General features: G+C 41.6%; 18 protein-coding genes and 5 tRNA genes. 16 read left to right on the forward strand and 7 right to left on the reverse strand.

The features are described from left to right. The first annotated feature begins 116 nt into the window (after nt 1–116). Nucleotides 117–590 carry a phosphohistidine phosphatase SixA gene (gene sixA, locus H5114_RS14580; protein ID WP_182697072.1) on the forward strand — a complete coding sequence of 158 codons (474 nt, stop codon included), beginning with the start codon at nt 117–119 and terminating at the stop codon, nt 588–590. A gap of 85 nt (nt 591–675) precedes the next feature. Here sixA and smrB read toward each other — a convergent pair whose 3' ends face one another. After that, nucleotides 676–1203, reverse strand: a complete 528-nt coding sequence (gene smrB, locus H5114_RS14585) for an endonuclease SmrB (RefSeq protein ID WP_124016323.1) — start codon at nt 1201–1203, stop codon at nt 676–678. A gap of 79 nt (nt 1204–1282) precedes the next feature. Here smrB and prmB point away from each other — a divergent pair, with 79 nt between their 5' ends. The 7 genes from prmB to H5114_RS14620 all read left to right on the forward strand — a co-directional run bounded on the left by prmB (nt 1283) and on the right by H5114_RS14620 (nt 7335). Then, a complete protein-coding gene (gene prmB, locus H5114_RS14590) occupies nt 1283–2227 on the forward strand; it encodes a 50S ribosomal protein L3 N(5)-glutamine methyltransferase (protein WP_124016324.1) in 945 nt (314 codons plus the stop codon). Between the two features lie 55 nt (nt 2228–2282). Further along, entirely contained in the window at nt 2283–3377 is a 1095-nt protein-coding gene (aroC, locus tag H5114_RS14595) for a chorismate synthase (RefSeq protein WP_182723302.1), read from the forward strand. Then, nucleotides 3377–4564, forward strand: a complete 1188-nt coding sequence (locus H5114_RS14600; RefSeq protein ID WP_124016326.1) for an MFS transporter — start codon at nt 3377–3379, stop codon at nt 4562–4564. The genes aroC and H5114_RS14600 overlap by 1 nt, the downstream gene beginning before the upstream one ends. 35 nt (nt 4565–4599) lie before the next feature. Further along, the gene (locus H5114_RS14605) at nt 4600–5754 is read left to right on the forward strand and encodes an ATP-NAD kinase family protein (protein ID WP_182723303.1); all 1155 of its coding nucleotides are present in this window, start codon (nt 4600–4602) and stop codon (nt 5752–5754) included. Nucleotides 5755–5757: 3 nt separating this feature from the next. Continuing rightward, nucleotides 5758–6036 carry a YfcL family protein gene (locus tag H5114_RS14610; RefSeq protein WP_124016328.1) on the forward strand — a complete coding sequence of 93 codons (279 nt, stop codon included), beginning with the start codon at nt 5758–5760 and terminating at the stop codon, nt 6034–6036. A gap of 22 nt (nt 6037–6058) precedes the next feature. Continuing rightward, nucleotides 6059–6598 carry an RNA methyltransferase gene (locus H5114_RS14615; protein ID WP_182723304.1) on the forward strand — a complete coding sequence of 180 codons (540 nt, stop codon included), beginning with the start codon at nt 6059–6061 and terminating at the stop codon, nt 6596–6598. A 374-nt stretch (nt 6599–6972) separates the two neighbouring features. After that, nucleotides 6973–7335 (forward strand): rhodanese-like domain-containing protein, encoded by a 363-nt coding sequence (locus H5114_RS14620; protein ID WP_182723305.1) that lies wholly within the window; start codon nt 6973–6975, stop codon nt 7333–7335. A 748-nt stretch (nt 7336–8083) separates the two neighbouring features. On the opposite strand, the gene H5114_RS14625 is transcribed toward H5114_RS14620, so the two are convergent. From H5114_RS14625 to H5114_RS14640, 4 genes are all read right to left on the reverse strand, one after another. After that, nucleotides 8084–8159 (reverse strand) — tRNA-Met (locus H5114_RS14625). A gap of 46 nt (nt 8160–8205) precedes the next feature. After that, nucleotides 8206–8281 (reverse strand) — tRNA-Met (locus H5114_RS14630). Nucleotides 8282–8327: 46 nt separating this feature from the next. Continuing rightward, a tRNA-Met gene (locus H5114_RS14635) sits at nt 8328–8403 on the reverse strand. A gap of 46 nt (nt 8404–8449) precedes the next feature. Continuing rightward, nucleotides 8450–8525 (reverse strand) — tRNA-Met (locus tag H5114_RS14640). A gap of 296 nt (nt 8526–8821) precedes the next feature. Here H5114_RS14640 and rlmKL point away from each other — a divergent pair. From rlmKL to rmf, 5 genes are all read left to right on the forward strand, one after another. Further along, entirely contained in the window at nt 8822–10960 is a 2139-nt protein-coding gene (gene rlmKL, locus H5114_RS14645) for a bifunctional 23S rRNA (guanine(2069)-N(7))-methyltransferase RlmK/23S rRNA (guanine(2445)-N(2))-methyltransferase RlmL (RefSeq protein WP_124016331.1), read from the forward strand. Next, nucleotides 10947–11183, forward strand: coding sequence for a glutaredoxin family protein (locus H5114_RS14650; RefSeq protein ID WP_182697069.1), 237 nt, complete (start codon nt 10947–10949; stop codon nt 11181–11183). Before rlmKL ends, H5114_RS14650 begins: the two co-directional genes overlap by 14 nt. A gap of 1 nt (nt 11184) precedes the next feature. Continuing rightward, a complete protein-coding gene (locus H5114_RS14655; protein ID WP_182723306.1) occupies nt 11185–13101 on the forward strand; it encodes an ABC transporter ATP-binding protein in 1917 nt (638 codons plus the stop codon). Nucleotides 13102–13126: 25 nt separating this feature from the next. Beyond that, the gene (locus H5114_RS14660) at nt 13127–15016 is read left to right on the forward strand and encodes a DUF3466 family protein (RefSeq protein ID WP_182723307.1); all 1890 of its coding nucleotides are present in this window, start codon (nt 13127–13129) and stop codon (nt 15014–15016) included. A gap of 230 nt (nt 15017–15246) precedes the next feature. Continuing rightward, a complete protein-coding gene (gene rmf / locus H5114_RS14665; RefSeq protein ID WP_124016335.1) occupies nt 15247–15423 on the forward strand; it encodes a ribosome modulation factor in 177 nt (58 codons plus the stop codon). Nucleotides 15424–15514: 91 nt separating this feature from the next. Here the strand turns inward: rmf and fabA are convergent, their stop codons facing one another. Further along, nucleotides 15515–16030: a bifunctional 3-hydroxydecanoyl-ACP dehydratase/trans-2-decenoyl-ACP isomerase gene (gene fabA, locus H5114_RS14670; protein WP_124016336.1), complete on the reverse strand. Its 516-nt coding sequence runs from the start codon at nt 16028–16030 to the stop codon at nt 15515–15517. A gap of 75 nt (nt 16031–16105) precedes the next feature. Beyond that, nucleotides 16106–17845 carry an AAA family ATPase gene (locus H5114_RS14675; RefSeq protein ID WP_182723329.1) on the reverse strand — a complete coding sequence of 580 codons (1740 nt, stop codon included), beginning with the start codon at nt 17843–17845 and terminating at the stop codon, nt 16106–16108. A 273-nt stretch (nt 17846–18118) separates the two neighbouring features. Here H5114_RS14675 and H5114_RS14680 point away from each other — a divergent pair. From H5114_RS14680 to H5114_RS14690, 3 genes are all read left to right on the forward strand, one after another. Beyond that, nucleotides 18119–18208, forward strand: a tRNA-Ser gene (locus tag H5114_RS14680). Nucleotides 18209–18817: 609 nt separating this feature from the next. Continuing rightward, on the forward strand, nt 18818–20332 hold the full coding sequence (locus H5114_RS14685; protein WP_182723308.1) for an RHS repeat domain-containing protein: 1515 nt from the start codon (nt 18818–18820) through the stop codon (nt 20330–20332). 70 nt (nt 20333–20402) lie between these two features. Next, nucleotides 20403–20936, forward strand: coding sequence for a hypothetical protein (locus H5114_RS14690; protein WP_182723309.1), 534 nt, complete (start codon nt 20403–20405; stop codon nt 20934–20936). Nucleotides 20937–21045 lie beyond the last annotated feature (109 nt).

Consider the following 21045-nt stretch of genomic DNA (forward strand, 5'->3'; position numbering starts at 1 on the left):
GTTTTATCCTATTATCGACTAAAGTTTATCTTAATATGCTTAATTCTAGGTTTGTTGTTACGAGGATTAACGCTACAATTGGGTCATAATGAGAATAAAAATATCTTGAGAGAAGTATGCAGCTATTTTTGATGCGCCATGGTGAAGCGAGTTTGAATGCACCGTCAGACAGAGAACGAAAGTTAACTGACAATGGTCGAATTCAGACGGGCGATATGGCTAATTGGTTAGCAAGACAAGTCAGTCATTTTGACTTGGTGATTGTGAGTCCGTATTTACGATCTCAGCAAACATGGCAAAAAGTCAGTAAACACTTACCTGAACCGCGTAAGTTGCTGGTACTTGACGATGTTACTCCTTCCGGTGATGCAATAAGAGCGGTTGATCTTGTCTTGGCTTATGCCGAACAATATAAGGCAGATAATGTCTTGGTTATTGCTCATATGCCTCTTTTAGGCTTTATGGTTAGTGAGCTTGTGGCTGGTATGGAACCGCCTTTGTTTGCTACTTCTGCAGTGGCTCATATTGACAAACATGCTCAAAATGCCAGTTTCGTAGCAATGACAGCACCACATCAAGTTGTTGTGTAATGGTAATTGCGTGTTGAATAAAACCAGTTTGCAAAAAAGGTAAGTGATTACTTACCTTTTTACTGTCCACGCTTATTTTCTCAAATTAACGTCGGTGAGGATGATCACCAATATCAATCAATACTAACAACGCTGCATCGCCGCCCCATTCTTTTGGTGCTTGGTGAAAGGCTTTTACGTTTGGATGTTGTGCTAGCCACATTGGCGTTTGTTGCTTTAAAATTCCCATTCCATAACCGTGCATTACACTGCAACATATTATGCTTTGCTTAACGCATGCTTGAATCAGTGCTGCTAATTCAAGTTTGGCTTCTGCTTGTCGCATTCCATGTAAATCTAACAATAGGTCGGGTGAATAGTCCCCGCGTCTTAAACGTTTCAATTCATGTTTATCTGTGTTGGAATTAATCCAGCGCATAGGTCCATCGACCGGCATAAGCGGCTGATATATGTCCGAAAAATAACTATCAGCATGAATCTGACGTTCTTTGGTTTCGAACTGTTGTTTGGCTTTGACTGGCTGTTTAAAGTGGTGAGTATCTTGCCGTAGCGGTTTGATATCTGCGATTAATGCACTAAACAGCGATGAGTCTGCATAATTATCGTGTTTCATAAGCGTATTGTATTGAATTCTAGGTCATCTTAATAGACATCAGTTACAATAGCGCAGAACAATTTTTAAGGAGTGTGTTTTGGATAAGATCTTTGTAGATGAAGCTGTCACTGAGTTAAGTACCATCGCTGATATGTTACGTTGGGCTGTTAGCCGTTTTAATGATGCCAATATTTATTATGGTCACGGAACGGATAATGCTTGGGATGAAGCGATTGCATTGGTTTTTCATGCTCTACACTTACCTGAAGAAATCGGCCAACAAGTTATTTTAAGTAATTTAACCAGTAGCGAAAAACACAAAATCGTTGAATTAATCATTCGTCGAGTTCGTGAGCGTTTACCTGTACCGTATTTAACCAATAAAGCCAATTTTGCCGGGCTTGAATTTTATGTTGATGAACGCGTGCTTGTACCGCGTTCACCGATTGCTGAAATGATTAATAATCAATTTAGCCCTTGGTTATACAACAAGCCAGTTAATCGCATTATGGATTTATGTACTGGCAGTGCTTGTATTGCCATTGCTTGTGCTTATGCATTTGAAGATGCAGAAGTGGACGCATTAGATATTAGTGAAGATGCGCTTGAAGTTGCTCAGATTAATATTGAGTCATTGGGCGTATTAGATCGTGTTTTCCCTATGCAATCTGATTTATTCTCGGCTATTTCTAAAGGCCCGCATTACGACTTAATTGTTTCTAACCCGCCATATGTAGATGCCCAAGATATTGGTGACATGCCAGAAGAGTATCATCACGAACCTGCGATTGGATTAGCATCTGGTAATGACGGCTTAGATTTAACCAAGCGTATCTTAGCTAATGCAGCAGATTATCTTACCGAAACCGGTTTACTGGTCGTTGAAGTAGGTAATTCAATGGTGCATTTGATTGAGCAGTATCCGGATATGCCGTTTACTTGGGTTGATTTTGAATTTGGCGGTGATGGTGTGTTTGTATTGACCCGTGATCAGCTAGTTGAAAATGAATCACTTTTCGCCATCTATAAAGATAGTGAATAATAGGCAGGTACAGCAAACGCATTACTGTAAATTTAAATAGAGGTAGTTAACGCTCATGTCAGGAAATAGTATCGGTCAAAATTTTGTGGTGACAACTTTTGGTGAAAGCCATGGTGTCGCGTTAGGTTGTATTATTGACGGCTGTCCGCCAGGACTTGAGTTAACAGTTGAAGATATGCAGCATGATTTAGATCGCCGTCGTCCTGGCACGTCTCGCTATACTACTGCTCGTCGGGAAGCTGATGAAGTGAGAATTTTGTCAGGTGTCTTTGAAGGCAAAACCACTGGCACCTCTATTGGTTTATTGATTGAAAATACCGATCAACGCAGCCAAGATTACTCCGATATTAAAGACACCTTCCGTCCCGGTCATGCTGATTATACTTATCAGCAAAAGTACGGCATGCGTGATTACCGTGGCGGTGGCCGTTCGTCTGCGCGTGAAACGGCAATGCGTGTTGCCGCGGGTGCCGTAGCTAAAAAATATCTCAAGCAAGTTCATGGCATTGAAATTTATGGCTACCTTGCTCAATTAGGACCTATTTGTGCTGAGACTATCGATTTAGCTCAAATTGAACAAAATGCATTTTTCTTTCCTGATGCCGCTAAGTTAGAAGCATTAGATGAGTATATGCGTGGCTTGCGCAAATCCGGCGACTCAGTTGGTGCCAAAGTTACCGTTGTCGCGACTGGCGTACCAGTGGGCTTAGGCGAACCAGTATTTGACCGTCTCGATGCCGACATTGCCCATGCATTAATGGGCATTAATGCGGTTAAAGGTGTTGAAATTGGTGATGGCTTCGGGGTTGTTACTCAAAAAGGTTCCGAAGGTCGCGACTTAATGTCTCCACAAGGTTTTGCCTCTAATCATGCTGGTGGCGTTTTGGGTGGAATTTCATCTGGTCAGCCAGTCGTTGCCCATATTGCGTTAAAACCCACCTCAAGCATTAGCGTGCCAGGCCAAAGCATTACAGTGCAGGGCGAGAGTATTGAGATGATCACCAAAGGTCGCCATGATCCTTGTGTGGGCATTCGTGCAGTTCCTATTGCTGAAGCGATGCTAGCCATTGTTTTAATGGATCATTTATTAAGACATCGTGCTCAAAACCATGATGTAACCAGTCAAACGCCAGTTATCGGAATGCGCTAATGTCCTCAGTGAAGCGCGCCGAGCCAGATTTACGCTGGCTCGGCGCTTGTTATTTTTTCTTTTTTTCCATTCTCGGCATTATGGTTCCCTATTTGGGCGTTTTCTTTGATAGTCGAGGATTCAATGCCCAAGAAATTGGTTTTCTCTTGGCAATACTGATGGCGACTCGAATTGTTGCGCCTAATGTGTGGGCTGCTGTGGCTGATCGCACCGGTATGCGCTCAGAACTGATTAAGCTCGGCTCCTTTGCCGCTGCGATTACTTACACCAGTTTTTTCTTTGATGGTAGCTTCATATATCTCGCGGTCAGTCTGGCTATTTATACCTTCTTTTGGAATTCGATTCTTGCTCAATTAGAAGTAATTACCTTAGAAACCTTAGGTGATAAAGCAGAGCGTTATGGGGCTATTCGCAGTTGGGGCAGTGTGGGATATATCGTGCTGGTGATCAGTGGTGGCCTGGCAATTGATCACTGGGGGCCAGAAGTATTGCCTTATATGGGGATGATATTATTTTTAGGTTTATTTGCTTGCTCGCTCCCATTACCCGCTAATCGCAGTGTGGTGGTCAATAAATCTGAACGGCCCAAGCTGACATTTGATGCATCATTAGTGTGGTTTATGTTATCGGCAATGTTATTGCAGATGAGTGTAGGGCCATTTTATGGCTTTTTTGTATTGTATTTAAAACAGGTCGGCTACTCTGAAACAATTGCTGGAATACTGGTTGCTTTAGGCGTTTTAGCTGAAATTGTGATCTTTTTCTATTCATCGCGTCTTATCCGCCAATATGGTATTCGAGTGTTACTGGTGGTGAGTCTTTTGCTGACTTCGGTTCGCTGGTTACTGTTAGCGTTTGGCGTTGAACATGTTTCATTATTAATCGTCAGCCAATTATTACATGCATTTACCTTTGGCTTAGTGCATGCAGCATCAATTCATTTTATTCATCGGCATTTTAATGTCAGTCACCGCAGCACTGGGCAGGCATTATATGCCAGTGTTAGTTTTGGGGTGGGCGGTGCACTAGGTACATGGATAAGCGGCATGATTTGGGGCGATGGTAGTCAAACCATGTGGGTGTGGGTATTTGCTGCAAGCTGTGCATTGCTATCAATGTTTGCGGTACTGATGATCCCCAACATCAATGGTGAAGCAGCTACAAATACAACCACTGCTCAAGGTTAATTAAAACAGTATTGTCGTTATAGCAAGGAGTTGATGTGAAACGTTTTCGCTTAGGAATTATCATTAATCCACTCGCTGGTTTAGGCGGGAGTGTCGGCTTAAAAGGCTCTGATGGTGTAGCTAATGAAGCCTTAGCTAAAGGCGCCATACCCAAAGCACAACAACGTATGCAACAGGCTTTGGATGTCATTTTACCGTTTGCTGAACAAATCGATATTATTACCGCATCTGGTGACATGGGCGGGTTGTTATGTCGCCAAATGGGCTTTAGCACTCAAGAGGTGTATCGCGCTATTGAGACTCGCTCTGCTGAAAAAACATCTGCGCTAGATACACAGCAAGCGGTTAAATGCTTACTTGAGCATCAATTAGATTTGCTGTTATTTGCCGGTGGTGATGGTACTGCTCGTGATATTTACGCTGTTGTTGATGATTCTTTCCCTGTACTGGGCGTTCCCGCTGGAGTGAAAATTCATTCTGGAGTGTATGGCATTACTCCGCATGCATCGGGTGTAGTGGTCCGTATGCTATTAAACGGTGAGTTAGTCAGTTTGATGTCAGCCGATGTTATGGATATCGATGAAGTTGCGTTTAGGCAAGGCATTGTAAAAGCGAGACGATTCGGTGAGATGACGGTTCCTGCAGAGCCGCGTTACATACAAGCCGTTAAAATGGGCGGAAAAGAAGTCGATGAATTAGTGCTGGCCGACATTGCCGCTGACATAATTGAATCCATGGACGATGAACTTTATATTATGGGGTCTGGCAGCACTGTTGCCGCCGTAATGGAAGATTTAGGCTTAGCTAATACCTTGCTCGGTGTTGATGTTATTCAACATAAACAGATTATGGCTCAGGATGTAACGGCGCAGCAACTGCTCACGTGCATTGCGGATAAAAAAACGTATCCCAGCGTAAAACTGGTGATCACTTTAATCGGCGGGCAAGGGCATATTTTAGGTCGAGGTAATCAGCAGTTGTCACCTGATCTCATCAGACAAATAGAAAAAGACAATATTTTAATCTTAGCGACAAAAACTAAGTTAAAAGCACTTGAAGGTAGGCCACTTATTGTGGATAGTGGCGACCCTGAATTAGATAAAGCACTCACTGGCTATTACAAAATAGTCACGGGTTACCATGATTACGTGATGTATCAAGTAGCCAACCCAGATTTAGTGGAGAACTAGAACATGTTAGAACAGTACGATGCAGCATTAGAGTCCTGGATTGAAGACAGTGTTAGCCACAGCGACGATGATGCATTGTTTGCTTGTGGTTATTTACAAGGCCATGTCGCCGTTGTGTTAGCCGAATTAGAAATAGAGGCTGAACAAGATTTAGCAGCACTGGACCAAAAATTAGTTAAGTGCCTTGCCTTGGCAAATGAAGAATTAGATGAACATGATTTTTCGTTAGTGGAAGCTGCGTGGCAGCAATTACGTCAACGTATTGTTGCTCAAGCAGCATAACTGGAATAGATAAACAGCTTTTATGGTAAATCCTTCTTCGCAAGTGACTATTGGTTTAGTCAATCCTAAGACTCCGGTTAATGTTGGCGGTATTATGCGTGCAGCAGGCTGTTACGGTGTTGGTAATGTTTGCTATACCGGAAAACGCTACGAATTAGCAGCGAAGTCAGGAGATGCTCAATACGATGTCGACACTAAAGATGCAGCCAAACGGATTCCTCTAGTGGGTGTCGAATCACTACTTGATAGCGTGCCAGAAGGGGCGACGATAGTCTGTGTTGATCTGGTAGTAGGTGCTACGCCGCTGCCTTTATTTATTCATCCCGACAATGCGTTTTATATATTTGGCCCAGAAGATGGCACTATTCCACAGCAATTAATTGATGCTGCTGAGAATGTTGTCTACGTCCCCACATTGGGCTGTATGAATTTAGCTGCTTCAGTGAATGTGTTGCTTTATGACCGATTAGCAAAAACAACTCAAGTTAGAGCCGATGATGAATTAATTAAGCAAAGCCGGGACAATAATAATCGCACCAGAGTAAAACATTGGTTGAAGTAACTTTATTTAAATCAATATTTTAGATAATAAAAATGCCGAACGAGAGATCTTTCGGCATTTTTATTATCACTGTAGCACTAGAGTAGAAATATGTTAAATAGTCGCTAGCTCTGGTACTTGAGTATTGCTTAGGTGCTGCTTCATGTTAGATTTAACGTTAGTGATATCCATATAATCTATGTTAATTAAAGCTTGATGAATTGGCTTATGTGGCAGATATGGTCGCCATAGTGATTATTGATAATGACCATTGATAGTGATTTTGATATAAACCTAAAGTCATCATTATTCATTTGATGCCTTGGAACCAATCAATATTTTTCAATCAAGCCTGATTAGGCATACGCATTAGGCAGCAATATTTGGAGTATGTCATGTCGATATTAAACAATCTGGCTCAGTGGCTACCATTTGGAAAAGTACCTGAAATGGACGCCCAAGCGGTGTTTAAGCGACTTCAGAAAAATAGCATTCAAATAGTAGATGTTCGATCAAAAATGGAATGGGACAAGTCGCATATAGAAGGTTCGCTAAACCTGCCCATTACATCGCTTTCCATTAACACGATAAAACAGCTGCAATTATCACAAGAGATAACCACTGTCGTTATATGTCTCTCTGCCCATCGAAGCATTCCTGGAGTTAGAAAGCTTAAACAGTTTGGGTTTACTGATGTGTATCAACTTGAAGGTGGAATGCTCAGCTGGTGGAAATTAGCATTGCCAATATCAAAATAACAGCAGAAAAAAGACGTTAACAATGACGTTAATATTTCTGCATGGTTGAGGATGTAGCGTGTTGTTTGGGAGTATCAACAGCAGTTTTTTGATAATGCTGTAACACTTCACCTTCCAGAGCCCCCACAAGGTAATAAGTTAACCATTGTGAGCTAACTAGCACAATGGCTGATGAATTACATTGAAGATAGACATCTCAAAATATCTTTGAGCCCTAAGAACCCAAATTAATTTAGCGCTTAAAGACTGCGGCCCTAGGGTTATGTGAAATGATTTTTATGCATGTGATAAGTTTGATTTTATAGGGAGCCTTGAAGCAATTACGATTCCGGTTCACATTATTGTCGGTGATAAGGAGCAGATGATGTCTTTGATGTATGCTATTTTTTGAATCATAACTTACCTAAAACAGAGTTCACGATTATCGAAGCTCCAACTTACACGACCTTTTCTGACAGCCTGACTTAATCTATAAAACAATTGAGCAGTTTCTAGCAAGCCTCTAAAAAATGACAGTATTGAGTCCGAAGGGGCATTAATCGCTGTGATTAGCTATGGGAATGGTTGCATTACGATGAGGTATTAGATGAATATAGGAAGTTTACTATTAGAAAATGGTTGCGGGAGTAGGACTTGATAAAAATCTACGACCTTCGACTCTTTATTTATAAAAAGCTGAGCCCAACAAACAAGTGATTGATTTTACGATGAGGTGTTAGGTAAATATAGGAAGTTTACTAATATAAAATGGTTGCGGGAGTAGGACTTGAACCTACGACCTTCGGGTTATGAGCCCGACGAGCTACCAACTGCTCCATCCCGCGTCCGATAAAACGCTATCAATTGTTTTTATTCTATTGATTAAAGAAATGGTTGCGGGAGTAGGACTTGAACCTACGACCTTCGGGTTATGAGCCCGACGAGCTACCAACTGCTCCATCCCGCGTCCGATAAAACGCTATCAATTATTTTTATTCTATTGATTAAAGAAATGGTTGCGGGAGTAGGACTTGAACCTACGACCTTCGGGTTATGAGCCCGACGAGCTACCAACTGCTCCATCCCGCGTCCGATATAACGCTATCAATTATTTTTATTCTATTGATTAAAGAAATGGTTGCGGGAGTAGGACTTGAACCTACGACCTTCGGGTTATGAGCCCGACGAGCTACCAACTGCTCCATCCCGCGTCCGATTGACGCTACTTTGATTTAGCTTACTAAACTCGCTGGTTAGCGTGTTTAACTGTCTGCTTCAAAGCGGGGCGAACTATAGCGATCCCCGTTTCTATTTGCAAGTAAAATCTAGGCTGTAGCTATTTGTTTGCTGGTAAAATAAGCGAGTTACTGCTTTATCGAACGATATAAGGTTATTAAGCCTAAAATAAGGGAATTTAACAGCCCATTTCGATAAGTCGTTGGGGTTATGTGTTTGAACAGGTATAATGCTGCACTGAATTTTGCGTAACCGATGACTGACTAAATACATGTTTAATTTTTTTGCTGCTGCCCCAAAGGGGTTCGAATATAGCCTTGCTTCTGAACTTAAAGAGTTTGGCGCAACCGACGTTAAAGAAAGTGTTGCTGGGGTGTATTTTACTGCTCCATTAGAGCTGGCTTATCGAATCACACTATGGACTCGTTTAGCGAGCCGTATCGTATTAGTGATCTATAAAGGAGCCTGTGATTCTGCCGAGCAACTTTATAACGCGGCATACTGTATTGATTGGCCATCGCATTTTTCCCATAAGAAAACATTCAGTATTGATTTTCACGGCACGGGTGGTTTCATTAACAACACTCAATTTGGCGCGTTGAAAATTAAAGATGCGGTTGTTGACCGTTTTCGTGACGATGGTACTCCTCGTCCAGATGTAGAACGTGTTAATCCCGATTTTAAAATTGATGCCCATTATCGAAATGGTCAGTTGACTATTTCAATGAACTTCTCAGGCGCGTCATTGCATCAACGTGGATACCGTTCAACTACAGGCGAAGCACCATTAAAGGAAAACCTCGCGGCCAATATGTTAGTACGCAGTGGCTGGCAAGCAAATCCAATTACAGTGCTTGACCCATTTTGTGGTAGCGGCACGGTACTAATAGAAGCGGCATTAATGGCTGCTGATATTGCACCAGGACTCAAACGCGAAAAATTTGGTTTCGAAAATTGGCAGAGCCACAATAAAGCGATGTGGCAGGTTATTTTTGACGAAGCTCAAGCGCGTGCAACTTTGGGGAAAACCCGTTGCAAACTCAAATTCTACGGTTCAGACATCGAACCACACCTGATCTCTATCGCTAAACGCAATGCTGAAAATGCTGGTGTTGCTGAATTAATTGAATTTAGCGTGTCTGATGCACTCGATGTCACACCTCCGGTAAGCGAAGGATTTTTGATCTCCAACCCTCCTTACGGTGAGCGTTTAGGTAATGTCACTGAGCTTTTACAACTTTATTATCAACTTGGTGATAAGTTTAAAAAAGAGTTTGGTGGCTGGAAAATTGCCATGCTGTGCAGTGATGTTGAACTCATTTCATCGCTTAAGCTTAAAGCCGACAAGCAAATGAAAATGTTTAACGGTGCATTAGAATGTGCTTTTAATATTTATACCTTACACGCTAACAGTACCCGTCGCGACGTACCTGAATTGCCTGAAGGTGTTGATATCATCGACATAGCTCCAGCATTTGCGAATCGTATTAAAAAGAATGTTAAACAGTTTGAAAAATGGGCTAAAAAAGAACGTATTGATAGCTACCGTTTATATGATGCTGATTTGCCTGAATATAATGTTGCGATTGATCGATATGTCGATTATGTGGTTATCCAAGAGTATTCTGCTCCAGCAACAATTCCTGAAGCGGTTACCAAGCGCCGTATTAGTGATGTGCTATTAGCATTGCCTAGTGCTTTAGGGATCCATCCTGACCGTATTACGTTAAAAACTCGTGAACGTCAGAAAGGCGCTAATCAGTATCAGAAGATCGATGAGCGCAAAGTAGAAGTTATCACTGAAGAATACGGTGCTAAATTCAAGCTTAACTTAACCGGTTATTTAGATACTGGTTTGTTCCTTGATCACCGTGTTACGCGTAAATTAGTGGGTGATAAATCTAAGGGTAAAAATGTCCTTAATTTATTTGCTTATACTGGTTCTGCGTCTGTACATGCTGCAATTGGCGGGGCAAAATCTGTCACTACTATTGATATGTCTAATACCTACATCAGTTGGGCTAAAGAAAACTTTGCCTTAAACGGATTGTCTGGTAAACAATATGACTTTATTCAAGCAGACTGTTTACAGTGGATTAAAGAAAACAGCCACCAGAAGTTTGATCTTATCTTTATTGATCCTCCTACGTTCTCTAACTCAAAACGCATGGAAGACAGTTGGGATGTGCAACGCGACCATGCAGAGATGTTAGGCGGGTTGATTAAGCTTCTGTCTCCAAATGGCGAGCTTATTTTCTCCAATAACAAACGTAAATTTAAAATGGATATCGAAGCGTTGAACCAAGCTGGTATCGATGTAACGAATATTGACCATTTATGTTTACCGCTGGATTATAAGCGTAATCCGCATATCCATAATGTGTGGCTACTGACTCATGCAAAAAAATAGTTCAGTCGCTTATGTGTTATATCACACAGAGGGTTGCCATCTGTGTGATATCGCCCAAGCATTGGTTGAGCAAACCGCAATAGATTATCAGCACATCGATATATGTGATAACGCCATACTTGCAGAGCGTTATGGCATGAGCATCCCTGTATTTGTACAGGGTGAACGTGAGTTATTCTGGCCTTTCGATGCCGCACAATTACAAGATTTTTTAGGAGTTTAGATTGAGTCTGGTACGTATTAATAATGGCTCGTTAGCCTACGGTTACATTCCTTTGCTGCTTAATGCAGACTTTACCATTGAGCCAGGTGAGCGTGTGTGTATCGTTGGTCGCAACGGTGCCGGCAAATCAAGTTTAATGAAAGTGTTATCAGGTGATGTACTGCTTGATGATGGCGAGTTTAATATTGCCAATGACGTCAATGTAAGTCGTTTACAACAAGATCCTCCTAAAGCTGAAACTGGAACCGTTTACGCTTATATTGCAGCAGGTCTTAAAGAAATTGGCGAAGCGTTAGAGAAGTATCATCAACTATCACACGATGTTGCAGATGCTAATCCTGAGCAGATGGAACGTATGCTCAACCAAATGCAGCGTCTGCAAGAAGTATTAGATCATAATAACGGTTGGCAATTAGATTCGCGGATTATTCAAAACTGTCAGTTATTAGGTCTAGACCCTGATAAGCCATTAAATGAATTGTCTGGTGGTTGGCAGCGTAAAGTGGCATTAGCCCGCGCACTTGTGGTTAACCCTGATTTACTGTTACTTGACGAACCCACCAACCATTTAGACATCGATACCATTGAATGGTTAGAGCAATTTTTATTAAGCTTTAAAGGTGCCATCGTATTTGTAAGCCATGACCGTGGTTTTATTCAAAGAATGGCAACCCGTATCGTCGATTTAGATCGTGGTGTGGTGGTCTCATTTCCAGGTAACTACCAAGCCTATTTGGATGGTAAGCAAGAATGGTTACGCGTAGAAGCAGAAAAAAATGCTCACTTTGATAAAAAACTTGCCGACGAAGAAACCTGGATCCGTCAAGGTGTTAAAGCACGTCGTACTCGAAATGAAGGTCGTGTTCGAGCGCTAAAAGCGTTACGTACCGAACGCAGCGAACGTTTAAATCGCCAAGGTAATGCCAAAATGTCGGTATCGGATACCGAACGCTCTGGTAAGTTAGTTTTTGATATTAAAGATGTTAACTATAATTTGCCGGATAAAAATTTAGTTAAAGATTTCAGTACTACTGTCATACGTGGTGACCGTATAGCATTAATTGGTCCAAATGGCTGTGGTAAATCAACCTTAATCAAGTTGTTGATCGAGAAGCTACAACCTCAATCTGGCGAAATTAAAGTCGGTACCAAGCTAGATATCGCCTATTTTGACCAGTATCGCGAAGCGCTTGATCCTGAGAAAACAGTCGAAGAAAACGTGGGCGAGGGTAAAAGTACCGTTACCATTAATGGCCAAGATCGCCATATTCTTAGTTATCTGCAAGATTTCTTATTCTCGCCAATGCGTGCACGTACGCCAGTAAAAGCCCTTTCTGGTGGCGAGAAAAACCGTTTGCTATTAGCAAGATTGTTACTGCGTCCAGCCAATCTTATTATTCTTGATGAACCAACAAACGATCTTGATATTGAGACACTAGAGTTGCTAGAGTCACTACTTGCCGATTTTGCTGGAACATTACTTATTGTGAGCCACGATAGAGCATTTATCGACAATACGGTTACCAGCAGTTGGTGGTTTGCCGGTAATGGACAATGGGCTGAGTATGTTGGTGGTTACCAAGATGCCGTTGCTCAAGGCGCAAAATTTTATTCTGAGGAACCTGTTGCAGATACTGTTGTCCAAACTTCCGCAGTGGTTGAAACCAAGCCTGTAAGCACACCTGAGAAAGTCACTAAAAAACTGTCTTATAAATTGCAAAAAGAATTAGATACGCTTCCGAGCCAAATGGAACAGCTCGAGCAAGAGATTGCCCAATTGCAGCAAACTGTCGGTAGTGCTGATTTTTACAATCAACCACAAGACTCGATTAATAAAGCACTGCAGTTGTTAGCAGAAAAAGAACACAATTTAGAAGTTTGCTTCGAGCGATGGGAAGAGCTTGAGTCACTGAAGTAAAATATAATAAAACAGGAATAGTTACATGAAGTTAAAGTTTGATAAAGCCTTGTCCCTCGTTGCGATAGGTGTATTAAGTGTGATTGGTTCAGCACAAGCTGCACCCATATATGAAATTGTTAATATCGAAAATTTCGACTTGAAGGGCACCATTGACGGTACACGTAATGGCTATGCCATGGCCGTGAACAATCAAGATGAAGTGGTAGGCATTTCAAAAGGTAAAAAGAAACTTAGCACTGAAGACATTGCCGGCGGCATTATTGATGTTGAAGACGGTATATCTGGTGCTGAAGAAATAACCTATTCAGTGCTAAAGCCTATTGAAGCAAACAACTTTACCATAACAACCAGTGCAAACGCAGCTGAAGGCGCTTGGACACCGACATTTTATAGCTTAGCTGGCACCACTAATCCTACAGATGTAGGCAGTGATGGCGAGTTAATTATTAATTCAATTGATACTTTCTTTTATGGTTTAAACAGTAATGGCACCAAAGTAGGCGCATATACTGGTGTCGAAAAAACCTTACCTTATGTTGGAACGAGTACTACCCAAAAACTTTGGTATTATCGTGACTTTGAGCTTCGCGCTGTTGCTGTAAAAGACGATGTTGAATTCTCATTATCGCCGCCTTATACCACTTATGAGCGTGCTCAAAGTGGTGATATTACTGCCGCTACCGTAGAGCTAGGCGGTTCATCTGTTGCTGCTGGTGTAAATGATAATAACCTCGTTGTTGGTTATGGCAGCACAGCATTAGTTTCATCAAGTAAAGACCGTATTGATACTTGTATTACCAGTGCGCAAGATACCGAGACTGATAATCCTACGCCTTTGGAAATTTGTGTTCAGGATTCTCAGTACCCAGATACTAATAACCGTCGTTATATTCTTTATCAAACACGCGCATTAGTGTGGGATTTAAACAATTTAGACGATAGTGGTGTACCAGGTCGTACTGAATTACCGTTAGGCTTAACGCCATCAGCAGATTCAACGCTCATTTATACCTCGCAAGCATTAGGCATTAATAGTATTGGTGATGTTGCTGGACGTTCACACGTTTATCGCGGCGGTGATACTGATAAGCTATATTTTGATGCAGCTTATTGGAAAAAGGATGCTAATGGAGAGTATCAATATAATTGGGTTAAAATGGACGATGAAGTCACTAACTCAATTGCTTATGATATAAATGATGATGGTATTTTAGTCGGTAGTTATCAAAAGTATATTGGCGGTTATTTACGTAATAAATTCTTCACCTTAGATACCAATAATCCTGAACAAGGCATTGTTACGCCGAATGACTTCCAAACTACATTGTCGGATTTAAGTAGCAAACCTAAAGATATCAATAATAAAGGCCAAGTCGTTGGTTATGTTGAATCAACTTACGACAAAGAAAAGCCCCGTCCAAAAGTGGGTTTCTTATTTGATAATAACACCAGTGAATTTGTTAACTTAAACGATCGTCTTGTATGTGGCTCGAAAGGCTATGAGCAAAATACTGACGGGGAATGGGTTCGTCATCAGGTGAGTATTCAAGACGGCACAGGTGAAACGTTAACCTATAGTTCAGATATTAAAATCGTTGAGGCGAACGGTATTAGTGAAGACGGGACGATTGTCGGCACAGCATTTATTCGTAAACCACAATATCAAACAGATCCCATCACTGGTAACGTGGTTGTTGGCGACAATGGTTTACCTCTGTTCAAATTAGATGGTAACGGTGCTCCAGTGACAGCCTATTTACCGCGTATGGTTATTTTGAAGCAAACTTCAGGTGAAGCATGTACTACTTCTGATAGTGTTGAAGAAGAGCCTTATGTGCGTCAAGGCGCCGCCAGTTTTGCTTGGTTGTTTGCCTTGCCATTATTATGGTTGCGTCGCCGAGTAAAAAAATAGTTTTACTGTTAGTTAGCAAATAGCTTCTCAAATTAGAGGCAGTCTGATAGCACAAAAAATCGAGGATAAATTCCTCGATTTTTTTTAACTTAATTCTCAACACCTTAATAAAAAATCAGTCAAATGATGTTTTTTTTAATTGATTTCGATTAAAAAACGTTCTATTCCTATAGCTAAGGCTTCAACTTCATCACGTCAAATAGAAGCCCGTCAATGAAGAGGACTCATGTATGAAAAGACAGAAAAGAGATCGTTTAGACAGAGCATTTTCAAAAGGATTTCAAGCCGGAGTTGGGGGGCGCTCTAAGGAGATTTGTCCCCATTCAAATCTGGATTCACGGTCTCATTGGTTAGGCGGGTGGCGCGAAGGTATTGATGGTCGGCTTAATGGACTATTTAACAAGTAATACTTAAGTAACACGCAACAAAATGCCCTCGCGATAAGTATCGGAGGGCATTAGTGAAATATAACAGTTACGTAAAACTAAATCCGTATTATTAGAACGTCGACGTATCGCTAAAAATACCCACTTTTAGATCAGTAGCTGAGTAGATTTGACGGCCATCAACTTCCATAGTTGCATCAGCAATACCCATCACTAACTTGCGATGAATTTTACGTTTAATGTTAAGTTTATAAGTGACTTTTTTAGCTTCAGGCAATACTTGGCCGGTAAACTTCACTTCACCTACACCTAATGCACGACCTTTGCCTTCAGCGCCTTCCCAACCCAGGAAAAACCCCACCAGCTGCCACATAGCATCTAAACCTAAACAACCAGGCATTACCGGATCGCCTTTAAAGTGACAATCAAAAAACCAAAGATCTGGAGTGATATCAAGTTCGGCAATAATTTCACCTTTACCATATTCACCGCCATCTTCATTAATGGTAATGATACGATCAATCATCAACATATTGTCTACAGGTAAACGGGGTCTATTTGGGCCTAAAAGATTGCCATGACCACATGCGACAAGTTGCTCTTTAGTGAAACTATTAGCTTTTTCCATTGAAATCGATACCACTTATTTGACTGATAATCTTAACAAGATAGCGAACACGTGTACGCTAAACAACTCCGATCACTAAATAATTCGTAATCTAGCTAACAATTTAGCAAAAAAGTTCAACTCAACGTCATCATCATCTTGCCCTGCTAACTTATCTAAACGCTGTTGTACTAATCCGTAAAGCGTCTCTGGCGCAAAGTCATTATCTTCATTAGCAACGCCAGCGGGCATTTGCATTAGCAATTCAACTGCTTGATCCATATGCTCAATTGCATGGATATGGAATAATCCTTTATCAATAGCTTCAATCACATCCGGTTCAAGATTCAACTGCAAGACGTTGGCCTTAGGCATAATAACACCTTGATCGCCTGTTAACCCGCGGCGTTGACATAAATTAAAGAAGCCTTCAATTTTTTCATTCACACCACCAATGGCTTGGACATTACCAAACTGATCTAATGCACCAGTCACCGCTAAACTTTGGATAATCGGTTGCTCTGCTATTGCAGACATTAAGCAGCAATATTCAGCAAGTGAAGCACTATCACCATCAATTTCTTGATAAGACTGCTCGAACACGATATTAGCATTGAGGTGAAGAGGTGCATCTCGACCGAAAATACGATACAAGCAAGATGATAGGATCATCATGCCTTTTGCATGAATATTGCCACCCAATTCTGATTTACGTTCAATATCCGCGACTTCACCATCACCATAATGCACTGATGAGGTAATACGTGCAGGCTCACCATAGGTATAGTCTCCAGTATCAATAACAGTAAGCGCATTAATTTGACCTACCATAGCACCTTTAGTTGGCAGATTTATGAAGTTGTCATCAAAACTTTGGGCTGAATACACTTCAGAACTATTATGGCGGAAGGTTAATTTTTCGAGTGCTTTGGCTATCGCAGCAGCATTTAACGCTGATTGACCGCAATAGGCTTTTGCTTGACCTAACAGGTGCCTAAACTCCAACATACTTAAGCTTAAACGTTGCTGATGCTCGACCAAACGAGAGCTGTACCAAAACAACGGCAGTAAACTTGACGTTTCTAACTCAACTGATTCACTCTGGGCAAGTACATTTAGCCACTGCACATATGAAGACTCAGGATGTTGGGTTAAATCTACTTCATTGCTCATTTCAGCAAGCAGCGGAAAATGCCGACTAAAGTGCCTATCTTCAACACGAAGCTGGCTATAGGATAAACCGCTTCCGACAAGCACGATCTTACAATTAAGCGGAATAGGAGCGAGTTCGTTATTAATCCGATAAAAGCCGTCGTGGAGAATCTGCATCAACAAATCCCACAAACTCTCACGTTGCCACAATGATGCTAAGCAAATAAACACAAAATGATTTTTCGCTAATGCTCCAGGTTTATAAACACTGGATTTATCGGTTTTAAGCATTTTTCCGAGCAGGTCTGCACGGCGAATCGTCCCCTGTAAATAACAAGACAAGGATTCTTGCCTAGCAATAATACCGACATGCTCTGGTGGCAGAGTTTGCTGCCACTTAAACTGGATCTCATCTTCTTCGTGCGTTTTTTTTGTAGCAACAAGATATTGGTTTGACGGTGTATTAGCTTGGGTTACTAACGCATTAATAAATAGTGGTCTATCCACACCCAAAAAATCAGCAAGAAATAGATGTTGCGAATTAATTTTGCTCATTAGTTTGAAGGTATCAACTACTCGTTCTTGACCAAGTAAGATATGACTTGGAAAACATGCTGAAGTCGATGGGTCAGGTAAATGATACTGAGGAGCGAGTTTGGCACTAGGCAATAGCGTTGAATTCATATAGTAGTAATCTAGCTGCGGCAACGAAAAATAATAAAATGATATTAGCATAAAGCGTCGTAAAAGCCTTAGCAGATTCAATTGTTAGCGCTTATCTCATGGTTATTACGTCTGTCAGCCGCCAAAAGCGACTTTACTAAGGTCAGTCTGATTCAAAAATGCTTTAATAATGATAAAAATATGTTCATGCTGATTAATTGCTATGCATTCAGATGTTTTTTTTACAATTATGGTTTACAAGCAAACGCGTTACTTATATTATTCAGCCCGTTCGGAGGGATGGCAGAGTGGTCGAATGCACCGGTCTTGAAAACCGGCAACGGTTTATCCCGTTCTAGGGTTCAAATCCCTATCCCTCCGCCACATTAAACACGAGAAAAGCCGTTGATTATCAACGGCTTTTTTTGTTTCTGGCGTTTAAGGGGCTCTCCACAATGATTGACTCAGACAATCTATATTTATCGAGCACCCAACAATGTATACTTTACACGTATCTGTTTATCCAAATATTTACGTGGCAAGGATTTCCCCTTTGACGTAAAAGTCTCCTTACTGACTCGTGACAGAGCAGAAGCGGTCATCCGTAACATTGATGTAGCCGGAACACTCAAAAAATCATCAAGTCTATTGACCATAAAACCCGTATTAATGACTTTATTCGCTACGTTGATGAGGTCATTAACCATCTCAGAGCTCAGTTTGATGCTGATGATTCTGATATTACGTTCAACATCACGCAAAAACCTCATTCCATACCAATCAGAGACACTAAGTAGTCAGAGCATCGTGAAACCACAGCTGTTGCGCAAGCAAAGCCTGTCTTAACGTTAGATGAGGCGTTAACCTCATTTATTATCTCAAAACAAAAATCGGCTATTAGGTCGCTGTCTATCAAGCAGCTTGAGCATCCCACAATTATGTGGGGCTAGTACGTAACCCGGTACGTTTATCTCCCACTTTTTGTTCCAAAAAGTGGGAGATAAACTCGGGCAGGGGGATTATCCCTTTGAACCCCAAAAGCCAAGCACACCTGAGCGCAATCGCACCCAAGACTTCACCTATGACAATAACGATAACAGGCTCACGGGTGATGGCGTAACGTTAAGCTATAACGACCAAAACAAGCCGTTAACGGTAGAACGCAATAATGTAAGAAGTATATTCAGTTACGATGCGAATGGTAACCGCTATAAACAGGTTAAGCAGCAAAACGGTAGTGTGGTATCGACTACGTATTATGTGGGCAGTTTTGAGCGTGAAGTGACCCTAAGCAGTACGGTAGATAAAACCTATATTGGTGACCACACCATTAAGATGAAAGCCCATGTGGGCAGCTTAGGTAATCAATCACCGTTCCAGCACGTACTGCGCGACCACTTAGGCAGTGTTGATACCTTGATGGATGCCAGAACCGGTGCCGTATTACAGCACCGTGGTTATGATGTATTTGGTCGTCCAAGAGATATTGCATCAGGTAATACATTATTAAGTAGCTGGCAGGGGGTAACCAAAGGCTATACAGACCATGAGCATTTGATTGACCAAGAGCTTATTCATATGAATGGGCGGATATACGATTTTAACATCGGTCGTTTTTTAAGTGTTGACCCGTTTTTGCAGTTCCCAGAGAATAGTCAAAGCGCTAACCCGTATTCGTATATTTTGAATAACCCGATGAGTGGGGTTGACCCGACTGGGTATAGATCTGAAGAATTAGACGAGGTTATATCAGGTAAGGCGTTTGAGAAGCTTGAGAAAGATGAAAGTGGGAATCTTTATGTGACAGCTGATGGGGAAACTTATAAATTAACTTCAGTTTCAAATGGCGAGAAGAACTTTTCCATATCATTTGACGGTAATGGTGGCGGTACCGCGCAGGTTGGTAAAACTACAGGAACCGTTAGCTTACATAAAGGAAATAGTAGTACCAATGTAGATAAGGTGGACATTTCTGGCTCTAAACGGGGCGAAAAGAAAGGCAAAGTCCATGAAGCGGATTTCGAGGTTGTAATTGCTGATGACTTTGAAGATGGCTGGGCTGACCCTCATTATGCAGCTAAAGCATTTTATGACCGAAATGAGGCGGCATATCAGTTAACCGATAAAGACTCAGAGCTCATGGGATTCGTTGTCCAAGGGGATAATGGGAATTACTACTTCACCACAGCAGAAAAGGTCTCTGCGACATTTACGGTGTCGGCACTCATAAGAAAACCAAGCGGCTGGGGCTCGAGAAAGAGTTGGAATGCACTTACTGTTCACACTCATCCCGGAGGACATGGAAATCAGGAGGGTTTCAGTAAAACAGATGCTCAAGCAGTTCTTAGTGGTTCAACTGCCGGGTATTACGTTCGCACCCCTAAAGGCGACGTTAGGTTTATAAACGAATCAATCGCCAAAAGAACCAGAGAGAGGTGGGGAGCTAAAGGTGAATCAATATGCTCTGGAGGGGCGCCATGTATGACACCGTATGGTTCGTCAAATTAAGGATTGAATAATGCTAAACACTATAAAAGTAACATGCTTGTTTATTATGTTTGTTTCTACGGGGTGCGCAATGGCCGAAGATTACCAAAGGACCTCAGAGCCATTACCGAAGGCGTCACCTAGAATAATCGTTGTTGAGAGTTCACCTACAACGAAAAGCGCTATCAGTAATTATTCTGGGTTGTTTGCTACATTGATGGTTAGGCCAAAAGTAAGGAATGGTGAATACTGGAAACCAAAAGGGTTGCGAGAAGCTGCTATGGAGTTAAACAGAATGTTGCCTCCAAAGTTTATAAAACGATTTTCGAAATACTATGGTCTAGGAAATAGCCTAGAGGCACTCAATGGCTACACGCCCGACAGTGACATAGAAGAGCGCCAGTACGACCTTGACCAATACCTGATATACATTTGGGGCCTTGACACAAATTCAAAACTAGGAGTGGAATTTCAATGTATGGGAATCTTTGAAAGAGACCTTCATAAGTTTTATGTTTTCTGGGCTGGACTTGAAGCTGAAACAAACGGTATGAGCATTGAAACTGATATTTCAACTGAGTATCACAAACTTAAAAGTTATTTAAAAAAAGAGTGTGGCTTTTAGATTCGTACTGACTTTTGCTGGCCGTATCCCTGCGGGATCCGGCCCTTACTTTACCAACCATCATCACTGCTTCACCCCACTTCAGCATCAGCAACAACCCCACACCATC

This window comes from Shewanella sp. SR43-8, from assembly GCF_014163775.1.
Lineage (GTDB): Bacteria > Pseudomonadota > Gammaproteobacteria > Enterobacterales > Shewanellaceae > Shewanella > Shewanella vesiculosa.